Annotated in this window: 8 protein-coding genes and 1 pseudogene; 3 read left to right on the forward strand and 6 right to left on the reverse strand. The window is 64.0% G+C overall.

Features of this window, described 5'->3' with window-relative positions:
• Nucleotides 1-3 precede the first annotated feature (3 nt).
• The 6 genes from SINAC_RS30755 to SINAC_RS30780 form a co-directional block, all read right to left on the reverse strand.
• On the reverse strand, nt 4-3045 hold the full coding sequence (locus SINAC_RS30755) for a M56 family metallopeptidase (protein ID WP_015249451.1): 3042 nt from the start codon (nt 3043-3045) through the stop codon (nt 4-6).
• 288 nt (nt 3046-3333) lie between these two features.
• Nucleotides 3334-3723 (reverse strand): BlaI/MecI/CopY family transcriptional regulator, encoded by a 390-nt coding sequence (locus SINAC_RS30760; protein ID WP_015249452.1) that lies wholly within the window; start codon nt 3721-3723, stop codon nt 3334-3336.
• A 497-nt stretch (nt 3724-4220) separates the two neighbouring features.
• A complete protein-coding gene (locus SINAC_RS30765) occupies nt 4221-8150 on the reverse strand; it encodes an FtsK/SpoIIIE domain-containing protein (RefSeq protein WP_237722592.1) in 3930 nt (1309 codons plus the stop codon).
• 80 nt (nt 8151-8230) lie between these two features.
• Nucleotides 8231-8437 (reverse strand): hypothetical protein, encoded by a 207-nt coding sequence (locus tag SINAC_RS30770; protein WP_015249455.1) that lies wholly within the window; start codon nt 8435-8437, stop codon nt 8231-8233.
• A gap of 69 nt (nt 8438-8506) precedes the next feature.
• Nucleotides 8507-9193, reverse strand: coding sequence for a hypothetical protein (locus tag SINAC_RS30775; RefSeq protein ID WP_015249456.1), 687 nt, complete (start codon nt 9191-9193; stop codon nt 8507-8509).
• Between the two features lie 20 nt (nt 9194-9213).
• A complete protein-coding gene (locus tag SINAC_RS30780) occupies nt 9214-9486 on the reverse strand; it encodes a WXG100 family type VII secretion target (RefSeq protein WP_015249457.1) in 273 nt (90 codons plus the stop codon).
• Between the two features lie 372 nt (nt 9487-9858).
• Between SINAC_RS30780 and SINAC_RS30785 the strand changes: the two genes are divergently transcribed.
• The 3 genes and pseudogenes from SINAC_RS30785 to SINAC_RS30795 all read left to right on the forward strand — a co-directional run.
• Nucleotides 9859-10731, forward strand: a complete 873-nt coding sequence (locus SINAC_RS30785) for an inositol oxygenase family protein (RefSeq protein WP_015249458.1) — start codon at nt 9859-9861, stop codon at nt 10729-10731.
• 206 nt (nt 10732-10937) lie between these two features.
• Nucleotides 10938-13331: a bifunctional serine/threonine-protein kinase/formylglycine-generating enzyme family protein gene (locus SINAC_RS38290; protein ID WP_015249459.1), complete on the forward strand. Its 2394-nt coding sequence runs from the start codon at nt 10938-10940 to the stop codon at nt 13329-13331.
• A gap of 375 nt (nt 13332-13706) precedes the next feature.
• Nucleotides 13707-17471 (forward strand): annotated as a pseudogene (locus tag SINAC_RS30795) (caspase family protein); the annotation flags it as partial.
• Between the last annotated feature and the right edge of the window lie 107 nt (nt 17472-17578).

Here is a 17578-nt window from a genome sequence, read left to right on the forward strand (position 1 = left end):
GCCTCACCCCGCTTGGTCGACATTGTGGATCACCAGGTCGCCGAGGTCCCGCGCCTCGCCCGGCTTCACCGTGAACTCGATCTGCGTCTTCACCAGCTGGTTGAAGACAAGGACGCGGTAGGTCGCCCCAGGAATCAAGATCGGGAACGTCATCCGACCCTCTGCGTCGGTTTTCAGATCACGGAAGCGCTCGTGGTCAAGGTTGCCGACCATGATCGCGTCGGCCATCAGGGGACTCTGCATCTGCCTGTTGACGACGTCGGGAGTGAGGTCCGCAAACGAGGCCCCGGGGGTCATCACAACCTCAAGGTGTGCCGACCTGAGCCCTGGTCGAAGCGGCTTGCCCTGATCGTCGACCAATCGGACGGTGGCCGACCCGCAGGGCTGCAACTTGACCTCCAGGTCCTGTCCGGCCTGCTTGCCGGAGAGCTCGACGACCGCGCCCTGCTGCTGCTTGGCATCCAGGAAGAACACAGGCGCGGACGAGTCGGAGGCGCAGCCGGCCAGTTCGAAGCGGTCCCCACGTGTCGGCATCACACGCTGACCGAAATTGATGGTCATCGAGGACAGCGCCAGACACCAGCGGCTACACAACACCGCATCGCGCACCGGCTGACCGTCCATACCGACGAGGTGACCACGTACGGTCGCACCCCGGCGCAACTGCAGGTCGAGATCGACCGGGCCGTCATCGGGTTTCAGATCGAGCTTCCGCAGCGCATCGGGATAATGCCGCGTATTCGGCCAGATGCGCTCTCCGTGCAGTTCGACGGCCGAGAGTTCCTCGTGAAGGTAGTCGGCCGTCGGCCCCCTCACCAGCAAATAGCCGGGGCCCGGCATCACACCCAGTCGGTAACTACCGTCGACGGCCGTGACCGCCTTCTGTTCGTCGCCGTTGAACCATGCAACAGCGCCCTTGATGAAATAGGGATTGTTCCTCTGGTGGGCCCGGTGCGTAACAACCGCGCCGGCAACCGGCCGCCCTGTGCCAGCCTCGGTCACACGACCTCGCACCAGGACCCCACGCGGGAGGGCGAAATCCACGTGGGAGGAGACCGAGTCACCGGGGACCACGTGCTCCCCTCTCAGCAGGTACGCATCGGCCCCCTCGGGAGACGGGTAGACCTCCAACCGGACGGAGCCGCCGGGCGCGGCCTCGAGCCGGTAGCGCCCGTCGTCGGCAATTGTCGCTTCGGCCTCGCCCATGTACTGCCCCATTCCCTGCTTCTCGGACATGCTCTGGGCACGGACATAGGCACCAACCGCCGCCGGCCCCCCCTTGCCAAGCGTCACCCGCCCCTCGACGATGTGGGCGCGTCCGAGGGCGAGCGTGGCGGCGCGAACGTCGGCCTTGGTCTGGAATTGCAACCACTGCCTCCCGAACCCGGCCGCGCGAACCTGAATGGAAAGCGAATGGCCGGGGGCGATGCCGCGAAGGGTGAACCGACCGGTCGCATCGGTGAGCGATTTGACAGCCAGCACAGGCAACGCGTCGGTCCTCAACGTATCAAGGTTCAGACCCTGGCCGCCCGAGGAAGGATATGCGGCGCGCAGGTGGACCTCAGCACCGGTGACCGGTGAACCCTCGAGGTCAACGAGCTTCATCTCCACGGGCTGCTCGGCCTCGAGCCGGCTCGGCTCCCCGACCGGACCGGTCAGATCGGCCAGAGTTCGAGCCGCAAAGCCAAAGCCAGGTGCGGTCGCGACGAGGAGCAAGCCGTCCTCGGCCTTTACCTGGTCATCGGATACCTCGATGCGATATCGGCCCTGGGCGTCGCTCAGGCCCCGGCCGAGCACCTTGGCCGGGGCCGGCTCTTCCATCGAGCTTCGCAACGACGGTCGCGACACAAACACAACGACGGCTGCCCCTTCGACCGGCTTGTCGTTGGGCCCGACCACCAGGCCGGAAACCACCGAGCCCGGCACCTCCCGAGCCACCAGGCGCACTGCGGCCAGCGTCGCCGACACCCCCAGCACCGCCAACAGGCACGTAGCCATCAACCAGCGAGCCGGCGCCCGCCGGTTGCGCCGCGCGTCGAGGATGGCCAGGAGTCGCCGTTCCAGACCCGAGGGCCTCGCCATCGCCATTGCAGCCGGGGCCAGCGCCGGAGCGGGTCGGAGCGATCGGGCCACCCCGAGGAGTTGGGTTGCGTAGTCCGTTGGACGCTCGCCCGCCTCCAGCACAAGGTCGTCGCATGCCTGCTCGCGTTCGGACATCAGCCGTGAGGCCGCCCACCAGGCCAGCGGATTGAACCAGTATGCTGCGCAGGCCGCCAGTCCCAGCCATTGCGTCAGGCAGTCGCGGCGGAGGACGTGCGCCAGTTCGTGCATCAGGACCGCGCGACGGCGTTCGGCCGGCCATTCGTCGGCCTCCGCCGGCAGGAGCACCACCGGTCGTAGCACGCCCCAGGTCAAAGGCATGGCCATTGGCCCACCGCGCAGCAGCGTCACGCACCTGGTCACTCCCAGACGTACGGCCGCCTCGCGGGCCTCCTCCACCCAGAGCCGGTCCGTGATCCGTTCCGCCCTTCGCCCCAGCCGCCAGACGGTCACCCAACCGAGGACGCACCACGCGAGCACCGCCGCCGTCCCGGCGCTCCAGACCGCCAGCAGCCACCCCCCTGGGCCCGGCCATAGGATCGGGGCCACCGCGACCGGCTCGATTCGCGAAGCCGGCTCACGAAACTCCAAGGTCCGTCGCGTCACCGAGCTTGCATCGGTCTCCACGGCTGAGGCAACCACCGCGACCGCCGGCGGGTCGGCCTCACGAACCTCAGTGGCCGGGTTCATCGCCGATGTCCCCGCCAGAGTCGACAGAATCGGCAGCCCCCAGCGCGGCAGTGTAAGGGCCAGCGGCAGCAACGCCACAGCCCCAGCCAGGCCGAGCCCCCAGACCATGTGCCGCGTCGCCGCCGCGCCCTCCTTCATCCCCAAAGCCAACAGCCCGGTGCCAGCCAGCACGCCAGCAGCTTTCGCCGCACAGGCCAGCCCAGCCATCGCGCAGTCGGCGCCCCCGGAGCTCAGGAGTCTCAACAGATCGTCCATCGCCTTGGCCCTCCGCACCTTGATCAAGACTACCCCTGGCCGGCCGCTCCACGCGGCTCAGCCCCCCCTTTCTCCGCCTTCACACGCATATCACCCAAGTCGGCCGTGCGTCCCGACCGCAAAATCAACTATTTTTTTAGCAATAAAATATGTTTTTAATAAAATAAAATCAAGTAAACACAATTTGATCACATAAACCCGACTCGGTCAGCGAGTCACTCTCATGGACTGCACCCGCTCCTTGCGTGCCGACGATGTTGAAGCTCAGTTCGACAGTCAATCCAATGGTCAGCGTTCCTCTTTTCGGGCCTGGTCAATCAGACGAGAGAGGCGGTCCAGATCCTCGTCACTGAGCTTGGAACCGGGTTCACCCAGCAACGCGGCGACGGCCTGGGCCGTTGAGCCATCGAAGAACGTTTGCACGAGCTGGCGGAGGGCCGACCGCCGCGCCTTATCGCGGGGCACCGTCGGCAGGAACACGTATCGCGGCCCGTCCTGCTCGTGCCGCAGGTGCCCCTTCTCCTCAAGGATCCGCAGCAGAGCCCGGATGGAGGAATAGCCGGGCGGGTCGGGCAACGTCTCCTGAACCTCGGCAGCCGTCGCCCGGCCCAGCCGATAGATGATGTCCATAATCTGCCGCTCACGGCGGCTGAGCGGGTCATGCGCAGGCTTTGCCATCGGATTCAATCTCCCCTCAGCACTGCGGGATCACCATCCAGGCCGGCCACCCAGCTCTGGATGAGATCGTGCTAAAAAACCAGCAGACTGCTAAAAGATTAGCAGGCCGCAATTCCCTGTCAAGGACGTACTGCTAAATTTCTCGCACATCCAGCGCGTGCCTCAGCGGCACGAACCGTCCTCGGGGGCAAGCGATCTGGTGGATGTGGATCTGTGCTGGGCGAGCGAGTTCCGGCGGATGTGCGCCGTGCCGGGTGGCTGGGCCTCGCGGAGTCCCTTGGTCCGATTCTGGGTCTCAAGATCCAGGGGACTTGATTTGAAGGCAGGCCTTTCTGTAGGTGCGCATCGATACGAAGAAGCAGGATCAGGCCATTCGCCAGATCCCGCTGCTCATGGGCGAGCAGTGAGGCAGCCGAGTGGATCGGCTCAGCCCGTTGGTTTCGGCCGAACCCAAGAGGGGCTCGGCCGGACGGTCACGGTATTCCATCATCGCCGCGTCAGGCCTCGGCGGTTTCTGTGCTGGAAGCGACGGGGAGTTGCCTTTTTTGCAACTGCCGCCGGATCGTGGCCAGCCAGTCGTCGGTGGGGAGGCCGTAGGGACGGAACTTCTCGAGTCGTCCTTCTTCCTCACTGAAGAAGAGCGCGCGGTGGGCACCAAGCTTTCCCGCTGCAGGAGAGTCGATCAACGTGCTGGAATCGTTGGCGCTCATCTGGAAGAGGACGCGAACCTCGAACTCACGCAAGGACTGACGGTCGAAGGTCCGGTTCAAGTTATTGAGGCTGTCGCACCAGACGATCGTGTGGACCCCCACCGGAGGCCCCTCGCGAAGGATGTTGACGAAGAGCTTCGAGGGGGGGGTCGCCTTTTCCTCGCCGTAGCGCGAGAAGCCGAAATCATCATCCCCCTTCCGCAGGTCGCGAAACCGCTGAAGGTCGTTGACGATCAGATAGATGACGGGGGCTTCCCCGGCCTCCTTCTGGCGACGCTCGACCTCGGCCGCGAGTTCGCCGATCACGGTGGCCAGGTCGCGCCAGGCGACGTCTCTCACGGCATGCGGGAGCACGCCATCGAGCCGACTGAGCAAACCCGCATTCCTGGAGTCAGCCGGGGTGCCATCGAAGAGGTAGAACTGAACGCCTTGGGCACCGTCGGCCGGCCCATGTTGGGCAGCGAGACTGATCACGGCCGTCGAAATCATCCCCAAGGCCGCGGCATCGTTCTGCCCGACGATCAGGAGGTTGCTCCCGCTCTGAGGCCGGAAGACAGCCGCCGTCGGGTCTTTGATCGCGATCGCGTCGCCGAGCCAGGCATAGTCGGCCTTGGGAGGCTCAGGCCAGGCCGGCGCGTGCAGGAGTCGGCCGAGGAGGTGATTCTGGGCCGCGACCGCAGGAAGGTTCCCCTCGAAGACGATCTGCGAGACGGGCGGCCGATTCTGATCGTCGGCCATTTTCTTGATCGTCCTGAGATACTCCTCGCGACGCTCGTCGGGAAGCCAGACGACCTGAAAGAAGTTGTTCCCTTCAACCATGCCGTTGGCATCGTTGTAGATCGCCTCGCCCGGCCTGGTCAGTAGGCGAGCAGCCGAGTTGTCGTCGCTCAAGATCAGGTGGGCGTCCGACTCGCTGCACTGAAGCGCGACCCGGACCGCCATCTGGCCCAGCGTGCTCCGCGCCAAGGAGAAGGCGCCCCCCAAAGTCTGCGAGCCCAGGTGCACGTGGATCCCAAACGCACGTCCCTGGCGCACCAGGCGATCGAGCAAGAGGGCCGTGTCCTGGGCGATCTTGTCGTCCTCGACGAAGAATTCCTGGAATTCATCGACGATCAGCAAGACCCGAGGGAGCGGAGGTTGACCGTCCAACTGGCGATACCCGTTCAGGTCCTGAACGCCGAGGTCGCGGAACTGGTCGCCCCGGTGCTTGAGTTCGCCGTCGAGGCGCTGAAGGACGCTCAGGCCGAACTCGCGTTCGCTCTCCACGGCGATGACGCGAGCATGGGGCAACTGGAGCGTGGCATAGACCTTGAACTCAACGCCCTTCTTGAAGTCGATCAGATAGAGTTCGAGCTCGTCCGGGCTGTAGCGGAGTGCCGCGTTCGTAATCAAGGCATGGAGCAAGGTGGATTTGCCCGACCCCGTCTTGCCCGCGATGAGAACGTGCTGAGAGGTTCCGCGACCGAGCCGGAGATGTTGCAGCTTGGTGGCCCCTGCCCGGCCCAGGGGAACGTCGATCCCCTTGGCGCTGCTGCTGGTCCAATAGTCCTCGGGGGCCGGGGCGATGAACTCGAACGGGACCTCGACGCGGTTAGCGTCGCGAGCGCGGTCGCCGACCACGTGCAAAAGCTTCGTGAACGTCTCGGGATCAGGCGGCGCATCGAGTTTGACCGGGAACTTCGAAAATTCGGAATCCTTCCACTGGAGTCGCCCCTCCCTCCAGTTGAGATTCATGCACAGCGACTCGAGATCCTTGAGCTGGCAACCCGACGGAAGCGGCTGTTTGATATCGACGGAGATCAGCGTATAGACGCCGCAACGGGCACCGCTGCTGGCGATGCTCATGAGCCGTCGCGCGGCCGATTCGTTGAAGTTCGCGGGGAAATTCGCCACCACCAGCACGCGGAACGGCTCGGCGACTTCACCAGCGTGAATGTTATACTCTTCAATCGTTTTGAATTCGTTGCGCAAGTATTTCTGAATTACGTTTTCCATGTGCGCCTGGAGGTCGGCCAGGCGTTGCTCGATGTGGGGCGTCTCGGTCCAGATCCGGCTATTGACAAGCAACTCGTGGTAGTCGCCCAGGTGCATGAAAGCCGCGTAGTTCTCACCGAGTCCGACGGGGTCGATGATGGTGAAGCGGACCTTACCGGCGGGAAGCGACGTCAGATAGCGAAGCATCATCGCTTGCAGGACCCGCGCAGCCTCGGCCTTGCCGGCATCATGAACCTTGAGAAGAATCGACCCCTCAGCAGGGAACGAGAGTAAGGCGGGCAGAGTGAAGCGGGTGGGGCCGTCCGGCTTCAAACGAGGGTCGCTGGAAACTCCCTGGGGGATCTGAGCGAGATCAAATTCAAACTCCCCGAACCGAAGCGCAGGGGGAACGGCCGTGGGAGGTTCCCAGCGGGCCGGATCGATCTGGTGCCAGTCGAGGAAGAGTTGGCGGCAGACCTCATTGACCTCGGCGACCGTCGCCTGGACCTCGGCCAACCCCGCTTTCCAACGGTCGACAAGCTGCTTCCAGGCCTTGGCGTAAGCCTCTTGCGTTGACTCCATCTCGAGTCGATGGTTCGTCCGAAGTTGAGTGGTATCGCGTTCAAGCCGTTCCTTGAGGTCGGCAAGGCGGCGTGGATAGCGTTCGTCAGCCTGCTGCAACGTCTCGGCGTAGCGGGCTTCGCTCGCTTTGAGGAGCGGAGGGTATTTCTCCTCAGCCTGACTCGTCTCTCGTTCGCGACGCTGCTCGCTCTCGGCCGAGAGTCTCGAGAACTTCTCGTCGGCCGCCAGCGTATCGGACTCGCGTCGTTCCTCGACCTCCACCTTATGACGCTCAAAGGCCGCGTTGACCCAGTTCTGGCCCTGGAGCGCGTAGGCGTCCGCCTCGTCAAGGGACCGGCGAAAGGGGGGGTAATATCGGCCGACCTGACGCTTGGCCACGGTGGCGAGCCAGAACCAGAGACCGACCGCAATCGCGACCACTCCACCGGCATCGACCGCAACCCCGGTCTTCCAACCGAGCGTCACCCCCAGCGGGTAAGCCGCCGCAATGCCGAGAACCAGGAACGGCCAGACAAACTGCTGAGGCTTGAGAAACTTGGGCAGTGTCAGGTTCACCAGCGGAACGAGTTGCGCTTCGGCCTGCTTCAATCGCTCCTGCAACTCGAACAGTGGATTATCCGAAGGAGGGACAATCACCTCTTCACTGGCTTCATCCGATTGCGGGATGAACGATCGGCACGTTTCGAGAGGCCGCTCCGCCTCGTCCTTGATCGTCTGCAAGAAACCGAGCTCAGCGTTCAGTTCCGCCGCGCGTTCCTTGTGGAGCTTGACCGCCGAGTCCTTGGCCGCCTCGAACACCGCGAGGACCTGCCAGCGCGTCTCTTCGTGCTCTCGTTTCGCCGCCTTCGAGGCTGAGCGATACCAGGCCGCGGTCTTGTTTCGGACCGCGGCAAACTCCGTCTCGATCTCCTTCCGCTCCGCCTCAAACCGCGTCTGGAGCTCGTCGCGAACCGCCTGGTAGCGAATCTTGGTCGCCTCAATCTCCGTGTTGGCGGCCTTCGTGACTTTCTCCAAGGCCTTCTGGAAGGCATGCTCCTCCGTCTCAACCTGCCCCCGATACCCCTGCTCCGTCTCCGTCTCCATACGGGCACGCTCGGCTGCGATCCGCTCCAGAGTTCGCAGAGCCGCGACTTCCCGTTCGACCAGGGGCGAATGAGACATGATGGACAAACCTGTGGTTCGAGCGCCCGGAACCGGGACGGTCAGAGATGGGTTGCGGGGAATATCGACTTCGGGACGATTCACGAGCAATCCTGGCGTATCTTGTGAAGAACCTCGGCGATCTTATCCATCGCACGAATCGCCGACGACGTTTGGTGGTCCAGCGGAAGGAGATGGTTCTTCTCAAAATCCCGCGAGACCTGGTCACTCCACTGCTGCTTCACGTCGTCCCAACACTCGCGAAGAGCCTTCTGCGTAAAGGTCAGCCTGGCGGAACCTGCGCTCATGATCCATTCCCTCGTGACGGTCGGTCCGCCACACATTTTCCGTGGCCGAGCCGATCAGGACTCGTTCATTCAGGACGTGGGGCGAGACGTCTCCTCCCCCGAAGGTTCCGCTCTCGGTTGAGTGATCACCTCTGCAGATTCTGTGCCTTCAACGGCCTGTTCCAAGGGAGGGCGATCTTCCCCGTGCGTGGATACCCCCGGCCCGGGTTCCCTCGCTCCGGAAGGGGGAACAACCGTATCCAGGGACGAGGTCGGCGGAAGCGTGGGCGCCGCGGGGGCCTGGAGGGCCGCGTACTCTTCGAGCGCCACGATCATCCGCTCGAGCAAGGCCAGCGAACCGACCAGGCCGCCGGAGAGCTTATCGCTCAACGGCTGCGACTGGCTGTGATACTCAGAGAGGGCGTGCTCGAGGACAGGCCCCCATTTCTTGATCCGTTCGACCTTGTCCTCAGCCTCTTCCAGCCTGTGCTTGGCGATTCGGAGCGCTTCCTTCTGGTCGCTGTCGGAGACGGCATCGCTGTTCGACTGAGAGAGTCGCCGGCGATTCAGCTCCGTCCGCGCCTCGGCAATTTTCTCCTTGGCCCGCTTGACCTGGGAGGTCCAGTAGGTGTACTGATCGCGTTCGAGCCAGTTGCGGACCTGGCGAATCTCCATCTCCATCGCACCGAGCGCGACGCGGGAGTCCTCCGCATACGTCAGCAGGGCGAGCTTGAATTGCTTGATCGCGTCGGTGGAGCGGACGTTGGCCTGGCTCATGATCGCCCCTTCGTCGTCGTTTAGCGCTGCTGCAAGTACTCTTCCACGCGGTCGGCCTTGCGCATCAGGAACGGAACGTGTTGGTTCGTCGAGTCGACGAACCGGGCGACCACTTGAAGCGTCTGTTCGAATTCCTCGACGAACTTGTCATGCTCGCGGTCACGCCACGACTGGCCGAGGCCGGCGAGCTGGCCGTGAAGCACGGTCATCTGGCCGAGGAGATCGTTGTTGAACTGCCGCAACTGCGTCGCGAACCGCCGGAGTTCGTCCGGATTGACGATCGCCTGTCCCATGAGATTCCCTTTCGTAGCAGGACGAAACCGGGAGGGCGGCTCTTGGGGACGACCCCGCGCCGCGACAGTGAAAGAATTGGTTGTTCAAATTATCGTAGCCCGGTCAACCCATGCTGTAAACCACTCAGATCCGTGACGGATCGCAAGATTCCCCCAAGGAATGGCCTACCACCCGTACGGGCCCGAGGGGGCGGTGATCGTCTCACTTAAAAAGGTACGCTCAGGAAAGGCCTCATCTTACACCCGGGCAGGCGGAGGTTCCTCGAGGAAAGGAGTTGCTCGTTACCCCATTCGCACTTCCGTGTAGAATCAAGTGGAATCATCGCTTCTACCCATTCTCGACCGCGACGCTCGATAAGGGAGACCGATCCAATGGCGGAGTCGTCTGCTTCCCAGGCCACAAGTCGTCCCCTGGAAGACCTTGACGATTGGGAGTCCGTGCATCATCAGGGCGGTGAACGGGGCGAGAACGGTCAGAAATCGGCGTTTCGCGACTACCGTGAGAACGTCCGCGCAGGGGTTCGCGAGTTTTATCAACTCAATCATCGTCACCAGACGCTCGCCTTCGTCCTCGAGAAGAAGCGGGAGTTCCTCGCCAAAACCCGCCGATCAATGGGAATCTGGGAGGCGATGGAGTTCCTCAACACGCTTGTCGACGACAGCGATCCCGACACCGATTTTTCGCAGATCGAGCACCTGATGCAGACGTCCGAGGCGATCCGAGCCGCAGGCCATCCGCGCTGGTTCGTGCTGACGGGCCTGATCCATGACCTCGGCAAGATCCTCTGCCTGTACGGCGAGCCGCAATGGGCCGTTGTCGGCGATACCTTCCCGGTGGGCTGCCGTTATTCCGACCGGATCGTCTTCCCCGAGTTTTTCGCAGAGAATCCGGACGCGGCCGTGCCCGAGTATCAGGCCCGTGACGGGATCTATCACGAGGGGTGCGGGCTCGACCAGATCCACCTGTCCTGGGGCCACGACGAGTATCTCTACCACGTCGTCAAGGATTACCTGCCGGAGGAGGGGCTGGCGATGATCCGCTATCACTCCTTCTATGCCTGGCACCACGAGAATCAGTACACCCACTTCATGAACGAGGACGACCGAAAGAAACTCGAGTGGGTACGTGCGTTCAACCCGTTCGACCTGTACTCCAAGGGGCATGATCGCCCCGATGTCGACGCCTTGACCCCGTATTACAAAGACCTGATCGCGGAGTTCTTCCCCCCAAGACTCTCCTGGTAGGAAGTTTCGCACGCCTCCTGAAGTCCCAGGTGAGACACGTCTTGCCCCGTGCCGACGACCGACTCCGAGCCTCTTTTTCTGATTCTGGCCGCCCCAAGGGGCAGGCTAGAATCAGGCCGAAAAGAAGAGAAACGTTGAGCTGAGACACCCTGCTGTGTGAACTTGATCCCCTTGGCCCGGAGACTCACCGCAGTGAGGCGATCTTCATGACGCAAGGACCGAGCCACCCTGACGAGAAGCCCGAAAACGAGTCGCAAGGTTCCACCCAAGCCGGCCCGTTCGGTACCTGGGCCGAAGCTGCTGGGCCTGAGCCGACATCGCCCCCCCGCGCCTCTTTCATGCCCTTGGAAGGGACGATGCCGGCATTCGGCTCGCTCTCCGGCAGCGAATCACAGCCTTTCCCCTCCTCGGAGCAGCCTTTCCCCTCCTCGGATATGGAGTCTTCGGACGAGTCGATCGGCGTTCAAGGGACGCTCCAACCCGGTCAGGTCCTGTTCGGCCGCTACCTTGCCGAAAAGCTCCTGGGCGAAGGGGGGATGGGGACCGTCTGGCTGGTCAAGCACCTCGAGCTCGACACGCTCCGCGCCCTGAAGCTCATCGTCTCGGGAATCGCCTTTGATCCTCAAGCTCAGGCTCGTTTCAAACGCGAAGCGCGAGTGATGGCGCGGCTCTCGCACCCTCATGCCGTGGTGGTCCACGACGCCCGAATGGCACGTGACGCCGCGTTCATCGAGATGGAATACATCCGCGGCCAGAGTCTGAACAAGGCGATGCCCCCCGGTGTCCCCATGCCGCTCGACTGGATCGCGCGGATCCTCGAGCAGCTCTGCGACGTGCTCGAGGAGGCCCATCTCCAAAAGATCGTGCATCGCGACCTCAAGCCCGCCAACCTCATGCTCTTGGAAGGCCGCCCGGTCGGCCGCGAGCAATTGAAAGTGCTCGACTTCGGCATCGCCAAGATCCTCGAGGCAGACTCGGATACGGCGGACGTCCATACCCACACCGGCAGCTTCCTCGGATCGGCCCCCTACACCAGCCCCGAACAGGCGAGCGGAGGCGCGATCGACGGCCGGAGCGACATCTATTCGGTCGGGATCATCCTCTACGAGATGATGACCGGCCACCGGCCCTTCACCGGCCCGATCACCCGCCTGATCTATGACCACCTCTACACCGTTCCTCCCCCGTTCACCGAACGCAACCCCGAGTGCCACGTTCCGGCCGAAGTCGAAGGGGTCGTGCTCCGCTGCCTCGCCAAGAACCCGGACGAACGCCCCCAGACCGCACTCGAGCTGTTCGAGCAATTCCACGCCGCGCTCCCGGCAGAGTACCTCGAGGAGGGTCCTCACTCCCCGTTCCAGGCCGAGCACGATCCGTCCCTCCCGCTGCCGACCAGACGAACGTCGACGACCCCAAAGAAACGGCCGATCGACCCCTCCGGGGAGGCTCGCACCCAGGCTCTGACCGAGGACGCCGAGCGCGTCCCTTACCAGTATCCCAACCTACCCTCGCCGCCGACTCAAGGCTACGGGATCCCCACACCAGCAAAGCCTTCGGCGGGTCTGGATTCGACCGACTGGGGCCATCCCGGAATCGCCAAGGAGACGCTCGATCCCGGCCGCCTGCGCCGCGGTCGTCTCCTCCGGATGTTCCTGATCGTCACGGTGCTGTCCGGCTTGGGACTGGCCGCATTCGCGTTCCTCCCCCGCCGAAGCGTCCCTGTCCCACCCCCAAGTCTCCCCAAGGGCTATGCGACTGCCGAAGGCGCGACGATCGTCAACGGCCACCCGAGTCTGCTGATCCGCCAGAGCGATCGAACAAAGTTCATCCTCATCGAGGGGGGCAAATTCAAAATGGGGAATGACGGCTTCGACTCGAGCGCGGGCCCCAGCGACGAGGATCAGCCCGCCCATACGGTCGCGCTCTCTGACTTTTTCATGCAGGAGAACGAGGTCACCAACGGCGAGATGGAAGCGTATTTCACTGCGACCCATGTCAATGTGGCGGATCGACCGAAGCGTTGGGAGACCGCCCGCGAGCGGATCGAACGCAATGGGAACGACTCCAAACTCTATCCGGCGACGGGGATCACCCATGGACTGGCGGAGAAGTATGCAACGTGGGTCGGCGGCCGCCTGCCGACCGAAGCCGAGTGGGAATACGCGGCCCGTTCCCGCGGCAAGCCGATCCCGTACGTCTGGGGAACCGAGCCCAAGCCCTCCCTGACGATGGCGAATGTGGACAGCATCGGCCAACTGGGACCGATCCCGACCTCCATGGCGGGCCATTTCAAAAAGGATCGGACCGATCAAGGCATCGCCGATATGACCGGCAACGTCCGTGAGTGGTGCCGGGATGTTTGGACTCCCTATCTCGTATCTCCTGAACCGCTGAATAATCCCGTCATCACGACTGTCCCAAAGAAGGGATTGCCTGAGTATGTAATCCGTGGCGGCTCGTTCGCCGTCTGGAGCGACCGGATTCGCACGACACGGCCGCGACGGCCCGACAAGGACGATCTGACGACGACCGAACTCGCCGAGGACCACACCGCTGAAGACCTGGGATTCCGTGTCGTCATCGACTGGCCGAAGCATTAAAACCAACGGCCGCGACTCATTCCTCCCCTTTGAAATCGGCCTAAAATGAAATCTACGCCTCGTTCTCCCGTCCGCGCCCTCGTGATCTCCATCGCGGCTCTCGGCGTGGCTGGGATCGCGATCGTCGCGGGTCGAAATTCCTTCAAACCAGGGCCGACTCCCCCCCCCGCGTCGGGCGAGAGGATCCCCGTCGTTTCAGCGCCCAAGGAAGAGGAGAAAAGGCCCGGAACCCCGCAAGTCTGGGTCGTCGCCATCGGAATCGACCAGTATCGCGATAACGCGATCCCGTCGTGCCATGGTGCGGCCCGCGCCGCCCGCGCCGTGGCCAGTTGGTTTGGAGAGACTGCGGGCTGGAACGCGGACAACGTGCTCGTGATGGACGAACGAGGCGCGGCCGAACCGGCGAAGGGGAAAAATCCCGAAGGGGTACTGCCGACCCTCGCCAACCTCGACTGGGCCTTCAAAACGTGGCTCCCCGCGCGGGTCCGTCCCGACGATACCGTCGTCGTCTACTTCGCCGGCCACGCGCTTGGCCTGCCCCCAAGCGCCGACGCCCCTCCGGGAAGCCCCGGACGGGAATACTTGCTGCCAATCGACGCCCGACGGCTCCAGTGGGACAAGTCGAGCTGGGCCCTGGACGAGGCGATCGACGGCCTGGCGGCCTCGGGACAAAATCCGGTGGTCTGCTGGCTCGACACCTCCTTGCTCGGACGCGGCGAGCGGATCGACCCGAAGTCGACGACCATCCCCTCGGCCACCCCACTCCTCCAAAAGCTCGTGCGCTGGCCCGGCGTGACAGCCTGGCTGGCCGCCGATGGCAAGCCCGCTGTCGAGGCAGCGCGGGTCGGCGCCTTGAGCCCATTCACCGCAGCCCTGATCGACTCACTCGGCACCCCGGAACGACCCAACAACCTGCTCGCCGCGCTCGACCGGCTACAGCAAGACCAGGTGCTAGCCGACCAGGGCTTCCGAACACTCGGCGGAATTGACCCGGGGCTCGATCTCTGGGCCTCGACAATCCGTCAGGCGAGCCTCTTGAAACGCGAACTGCTACTCCAACGCGGGCACGCTGGAGCGGTCTCCACCCTGGCCTTCAGCGCGGACGGCACTCGGATGATCTCGGGCTCCCAGGATTCAACCGTCAAAATCTGGTCGGTCGCGGATCGAAAGCTGCTCCGCTCGCTCGCCTACCACATGGTCGGCGTGAACAGCCTGGGGCTGAACGCCCGAGGTGATCGCCTGGTCAGCGGCGACGGCTCGGGATGGCTTCGAGTTTATGACCTCATCAAACAAGACGAGGTCGCCCCGGAACCGCCACACGAGCGCGGAGTCGACCAGGTCGCCTTCCTGCCCGACAGCGACCTGATTGCTTCGCTCGACATGGACGGCAAGAGTTGGCTCCGTAAAGCAGACGATCCAGCCGGACAGAACGGACTCTTCTCCGACCATAGCACCGGAATCGCAACCGCCAGCGGCACAGGGCCGATTGCGTTGGCCGTCGCAGAGGATGACGGTAAAGTCGCACTCCTCGGAGCGGCGGGAAAACCACTGGCCGCCATCGACGGCCCTGGTGGGATCGTCACGAGCCGGCGTCTCGCAACCAACGGCGAGCTGGTCATGGCGGGAGACGACCGTGGGCAGTTCTTAGTTTGGGACGCCAAGGAGCGCAAGGATATCTTGAAACAGAAGGCCTCGGCCGCCGTCGATGCCCTGGCTGTATCCCCCTCGAATCGTCTCGCCGTAGCCTCAGGCAAGGAGATCCGGGTTCTGGCGCTGGGGGTGACTCCCGCTGCCGAGCAAATCCTCACACTCCCGGACTCCGCGAACAGCGTCACCTTTTCCAAAGACGGGCGATGGTTGGCCGCCTGCACGACCAGTGGCGTCTTACGTCTCTGGCAGCTCACCGGGCCGAAGACAGCCGAGTTGCTTCCCCTTGAGGACGCTGGAACGAAGGGGCAAACCACCAGCTTCGCCTTCTCACCGGACGGCCGGAAGCTCGTCTCGGGTGACCAGGACGGCGGGCTCCGGACCTGGGACCTCCCCGACGGCCATCAGCGTCCCCCCGTCCCGGCTCGTCGTGGCCAGGTTGCCAGCCTGAGCGTCTCGGGCGACGGTCGCTACCTCCTCCAAGTCAGCCAGGACCGGCAAGCGCAGGTCTGGGATCTCGAGAACGGGCGGAGCCTCAGCTCACTGGATGGAGACTGGGTCGCGGGCGTGCTCTCTCCCGATGGCAGCCGCGCCTACCTGACCGCCGAGAAGGACGGAGAGATCGTCGCCATCGACCGCGAAGAGAACCGGACGCTGCCGACGACCTACGCACGCCCCGAGGCGACCCGGCAGCGGTTCGGCAAGCTGGCCATCTCCCCCGACGGCCACTGGATCGCGGCCGGCAGCCTGGAAGGGCCGATCGCCTGCCTCTGGGAAGCGTCCAGCGGAACCCTCGTCCAGACCGTCCGGGGCCACCTCGATCCTCACCCGATCACTTCGGTCGGCTTCTCCGGCGACTCCCGGCATTGGCTCACCGCCAGCGAGGATGGGTCGGTCAAAGTCTGGGACCGGGAGAACCTCGACCCCGCGCAAGCCCCGGTAGCCTCTTACGCGATGACCGACCCCAAGTCGGGCGACCCCGTGCCGATAACTGCGGCTCAGCTTTCCCCGATCGCCCCTCGCAAAGTGGTGGGCGGCGGGATCGACGGCCAGCTCTTCCTCTGGGACGGCGATGCCCGGCCCATCGACCTGGGAAGTCTCGGCCATGCGATCCTCGCGGTCACCTTCACACCCGACGGACGTTGGATCGCGGCGGCAGGTGCCGACAAGTCGGTCTGGCTCTGGGAAGCGAGCCAACCGCGAAGGCGGCTGCGACTGGAACCCGCACCTCAGCACTCCGAGCAAGTCAACGCGCTCGTCGCCTGGCCCAATAGCCGGATCATCGCCAGCGGAAGCGACGACACCACGATTCGCCTCTGGAAGCCCGAAGAACGGGCGCTGCTTGGGACCCTCTCGGCCCAGCAAGGGTCGAGCGACTGGGTCGCCTACACCCCCGACGGCCTGTTCGACTGCTCCATCGGCGGCGAGAGCCAGGTCACCTGGTTCGACGACAAGGTGATCCTCACCCTCGAACAAGTCTACGACCGCTTCCACGTATTCAAGTTGACCGATCAGCTCCGCCAAGGTGACCATCCGAAGGCCCCCGCACCGCCGCGCCGCCAGCCCCCGCGACTGACGATCGATCCACCCCCCGAACCTGTGGCCGCTCAGCGCCTCACTCAACTGAAGATCTCGGTGGCCGAGCCCAACCTCACGAACTTGCGGCTCTACCAGAACGGAGTCCCCGTACTCTCCGGCGCCGACCTCAGCCCCGACGCGAAGCGACAGGTCGTCACCACTCCCATCAAGCTCCGCCACGGCCTGAACCGATTCCACGTCATGGCCGGCCGACCCGGCTCGACCGAGGTCGAGGGCCGCTCCCAAACGATCGAGATCCGCTACGATGGACCGGACACCCCGGGGCAGATCCACATCCTGGCCGTCGGAGTCAGCCACTACGACGACAAGGAACACGCCCTTCAGTTCGCCGATCGCGACGCCGTGGAACTGTCCGAATACCTCGAGAAAAACGGCAACCGCGCCTCAGGCTCACCGGGCCTCCAGATCGTCCTCACCAACAACGACGTGACCGAGGCAAAGGTCGATGAGGCCTTCACAAAGATTCGTGACCGCGTGAAAACTCGCCCCGAGGATACGGTCGCCATCTTCCTGGCAGGCCATGCCGACACACTCAACGGCCAATTCCACCTACTCCTCCCCTCTTTTCCATTTTCCGAGACTGACCCCACGACAGGGAAGCCGAAGCGGGGAATGGCCGCACTTGACCTCGCCTCGAAAAGCGTCCTCCCGTATGTTGCCGTCTACCGAAACCTGTCACGCCTCGGAGCCTTGCAGCGCGTCGTGATGATTGACGCCTGTCAGGCCGAAGCGATCCGGGACGACCCGGGAGTCCGCATGATCCAAGAACTGGTCGATACCGAAGCGCACCGCGCCAAGACCGCCTACCTCCTCGCCGCCCGACGCGGTGAGCCGGCCGGCGAAGTGGCGGCGCTCGCCCACGGGCTGATGACCTACGCCCTCCTCAAAGGGATGGGCGACCCCAGCCTCGAGACAGTCCCCGGCCTCACCCTCTTCAACGAGTTGCCCTCCGCCGACAAGAACCGCGACGGCTTGATCACGACCGATGAGCTGCGATGGTA

Source organism: Singulisphaera acidiphila DSM 18658 (genome assembly GCF_000242455.2).
Classification (GTDB): Bacteria; Planctomycetota; Planctomycetia; order Isosphaerales; family Isosphaeraceae; genus Singulisphaera; species Singulisphaera acidiphila.

Bases quoted from the DNA above. Each gene is read 5' to 3' on its own strand.
- SINAC_RS30770 (WP_015249455.1), bottom strand. From the start codon at position 8,437: ATGAGCGCAGGTTCCGCCAGGCTGACCTTTACGCAGAAGGCTCTTCGC.
- SINAC_RS30775 (WP_015249456.1), bottom strand. From the start codon at position 9,193: ATGAGCCAGGCCAACGTCCGCTCCACCGACGCGATCAAGCAATTCAAG.
- SINAC_RS38290 (WP_015249459.1), top strand. From the start codon at position 10,938: ATGACGCAAGGACCGAGCCACCCTGACGAGAAGCCCGAAAACGAGTCG.
- SINAC_RS30760 (WP_015249452.1), bottom strand. From the start codon at position 3,723: ATGGCAAAGCCTGCGCATGACCCGCTCAGCCGCCGTGAGCGGCAGATT.
- SINAC_RS30765 (WP_237722592.1), bottom strand. From the start codon at position 8,150: ATGTCTCATTCGCCCCTGGTCGAACGGGAAGTCGCGGCTCTGCGAACT.
- SINAC_RS30785 (WP_015249458.1), top strand. From the start codon at position 9,859: ATGGCGGAGTCGTCTGCTTCCCAGGCCACAAGTCGTCCCCTGGAAGAC.
- SINAC_RS30755 (WP_015249451.1), bottom strand. From the start codon at position 3,045: ATGGACGATCTGTTGAGACTCCTGAGCTCCGGGGGCGCCGACTGCGCG.
- SINAC_RS30780 (WP_015249457.1), bottom strand. From the start codon at position 9,486: ATGGGACAGGCGATCGTCAATCCGGACGAACTCCGGCGGTTCGCGACG.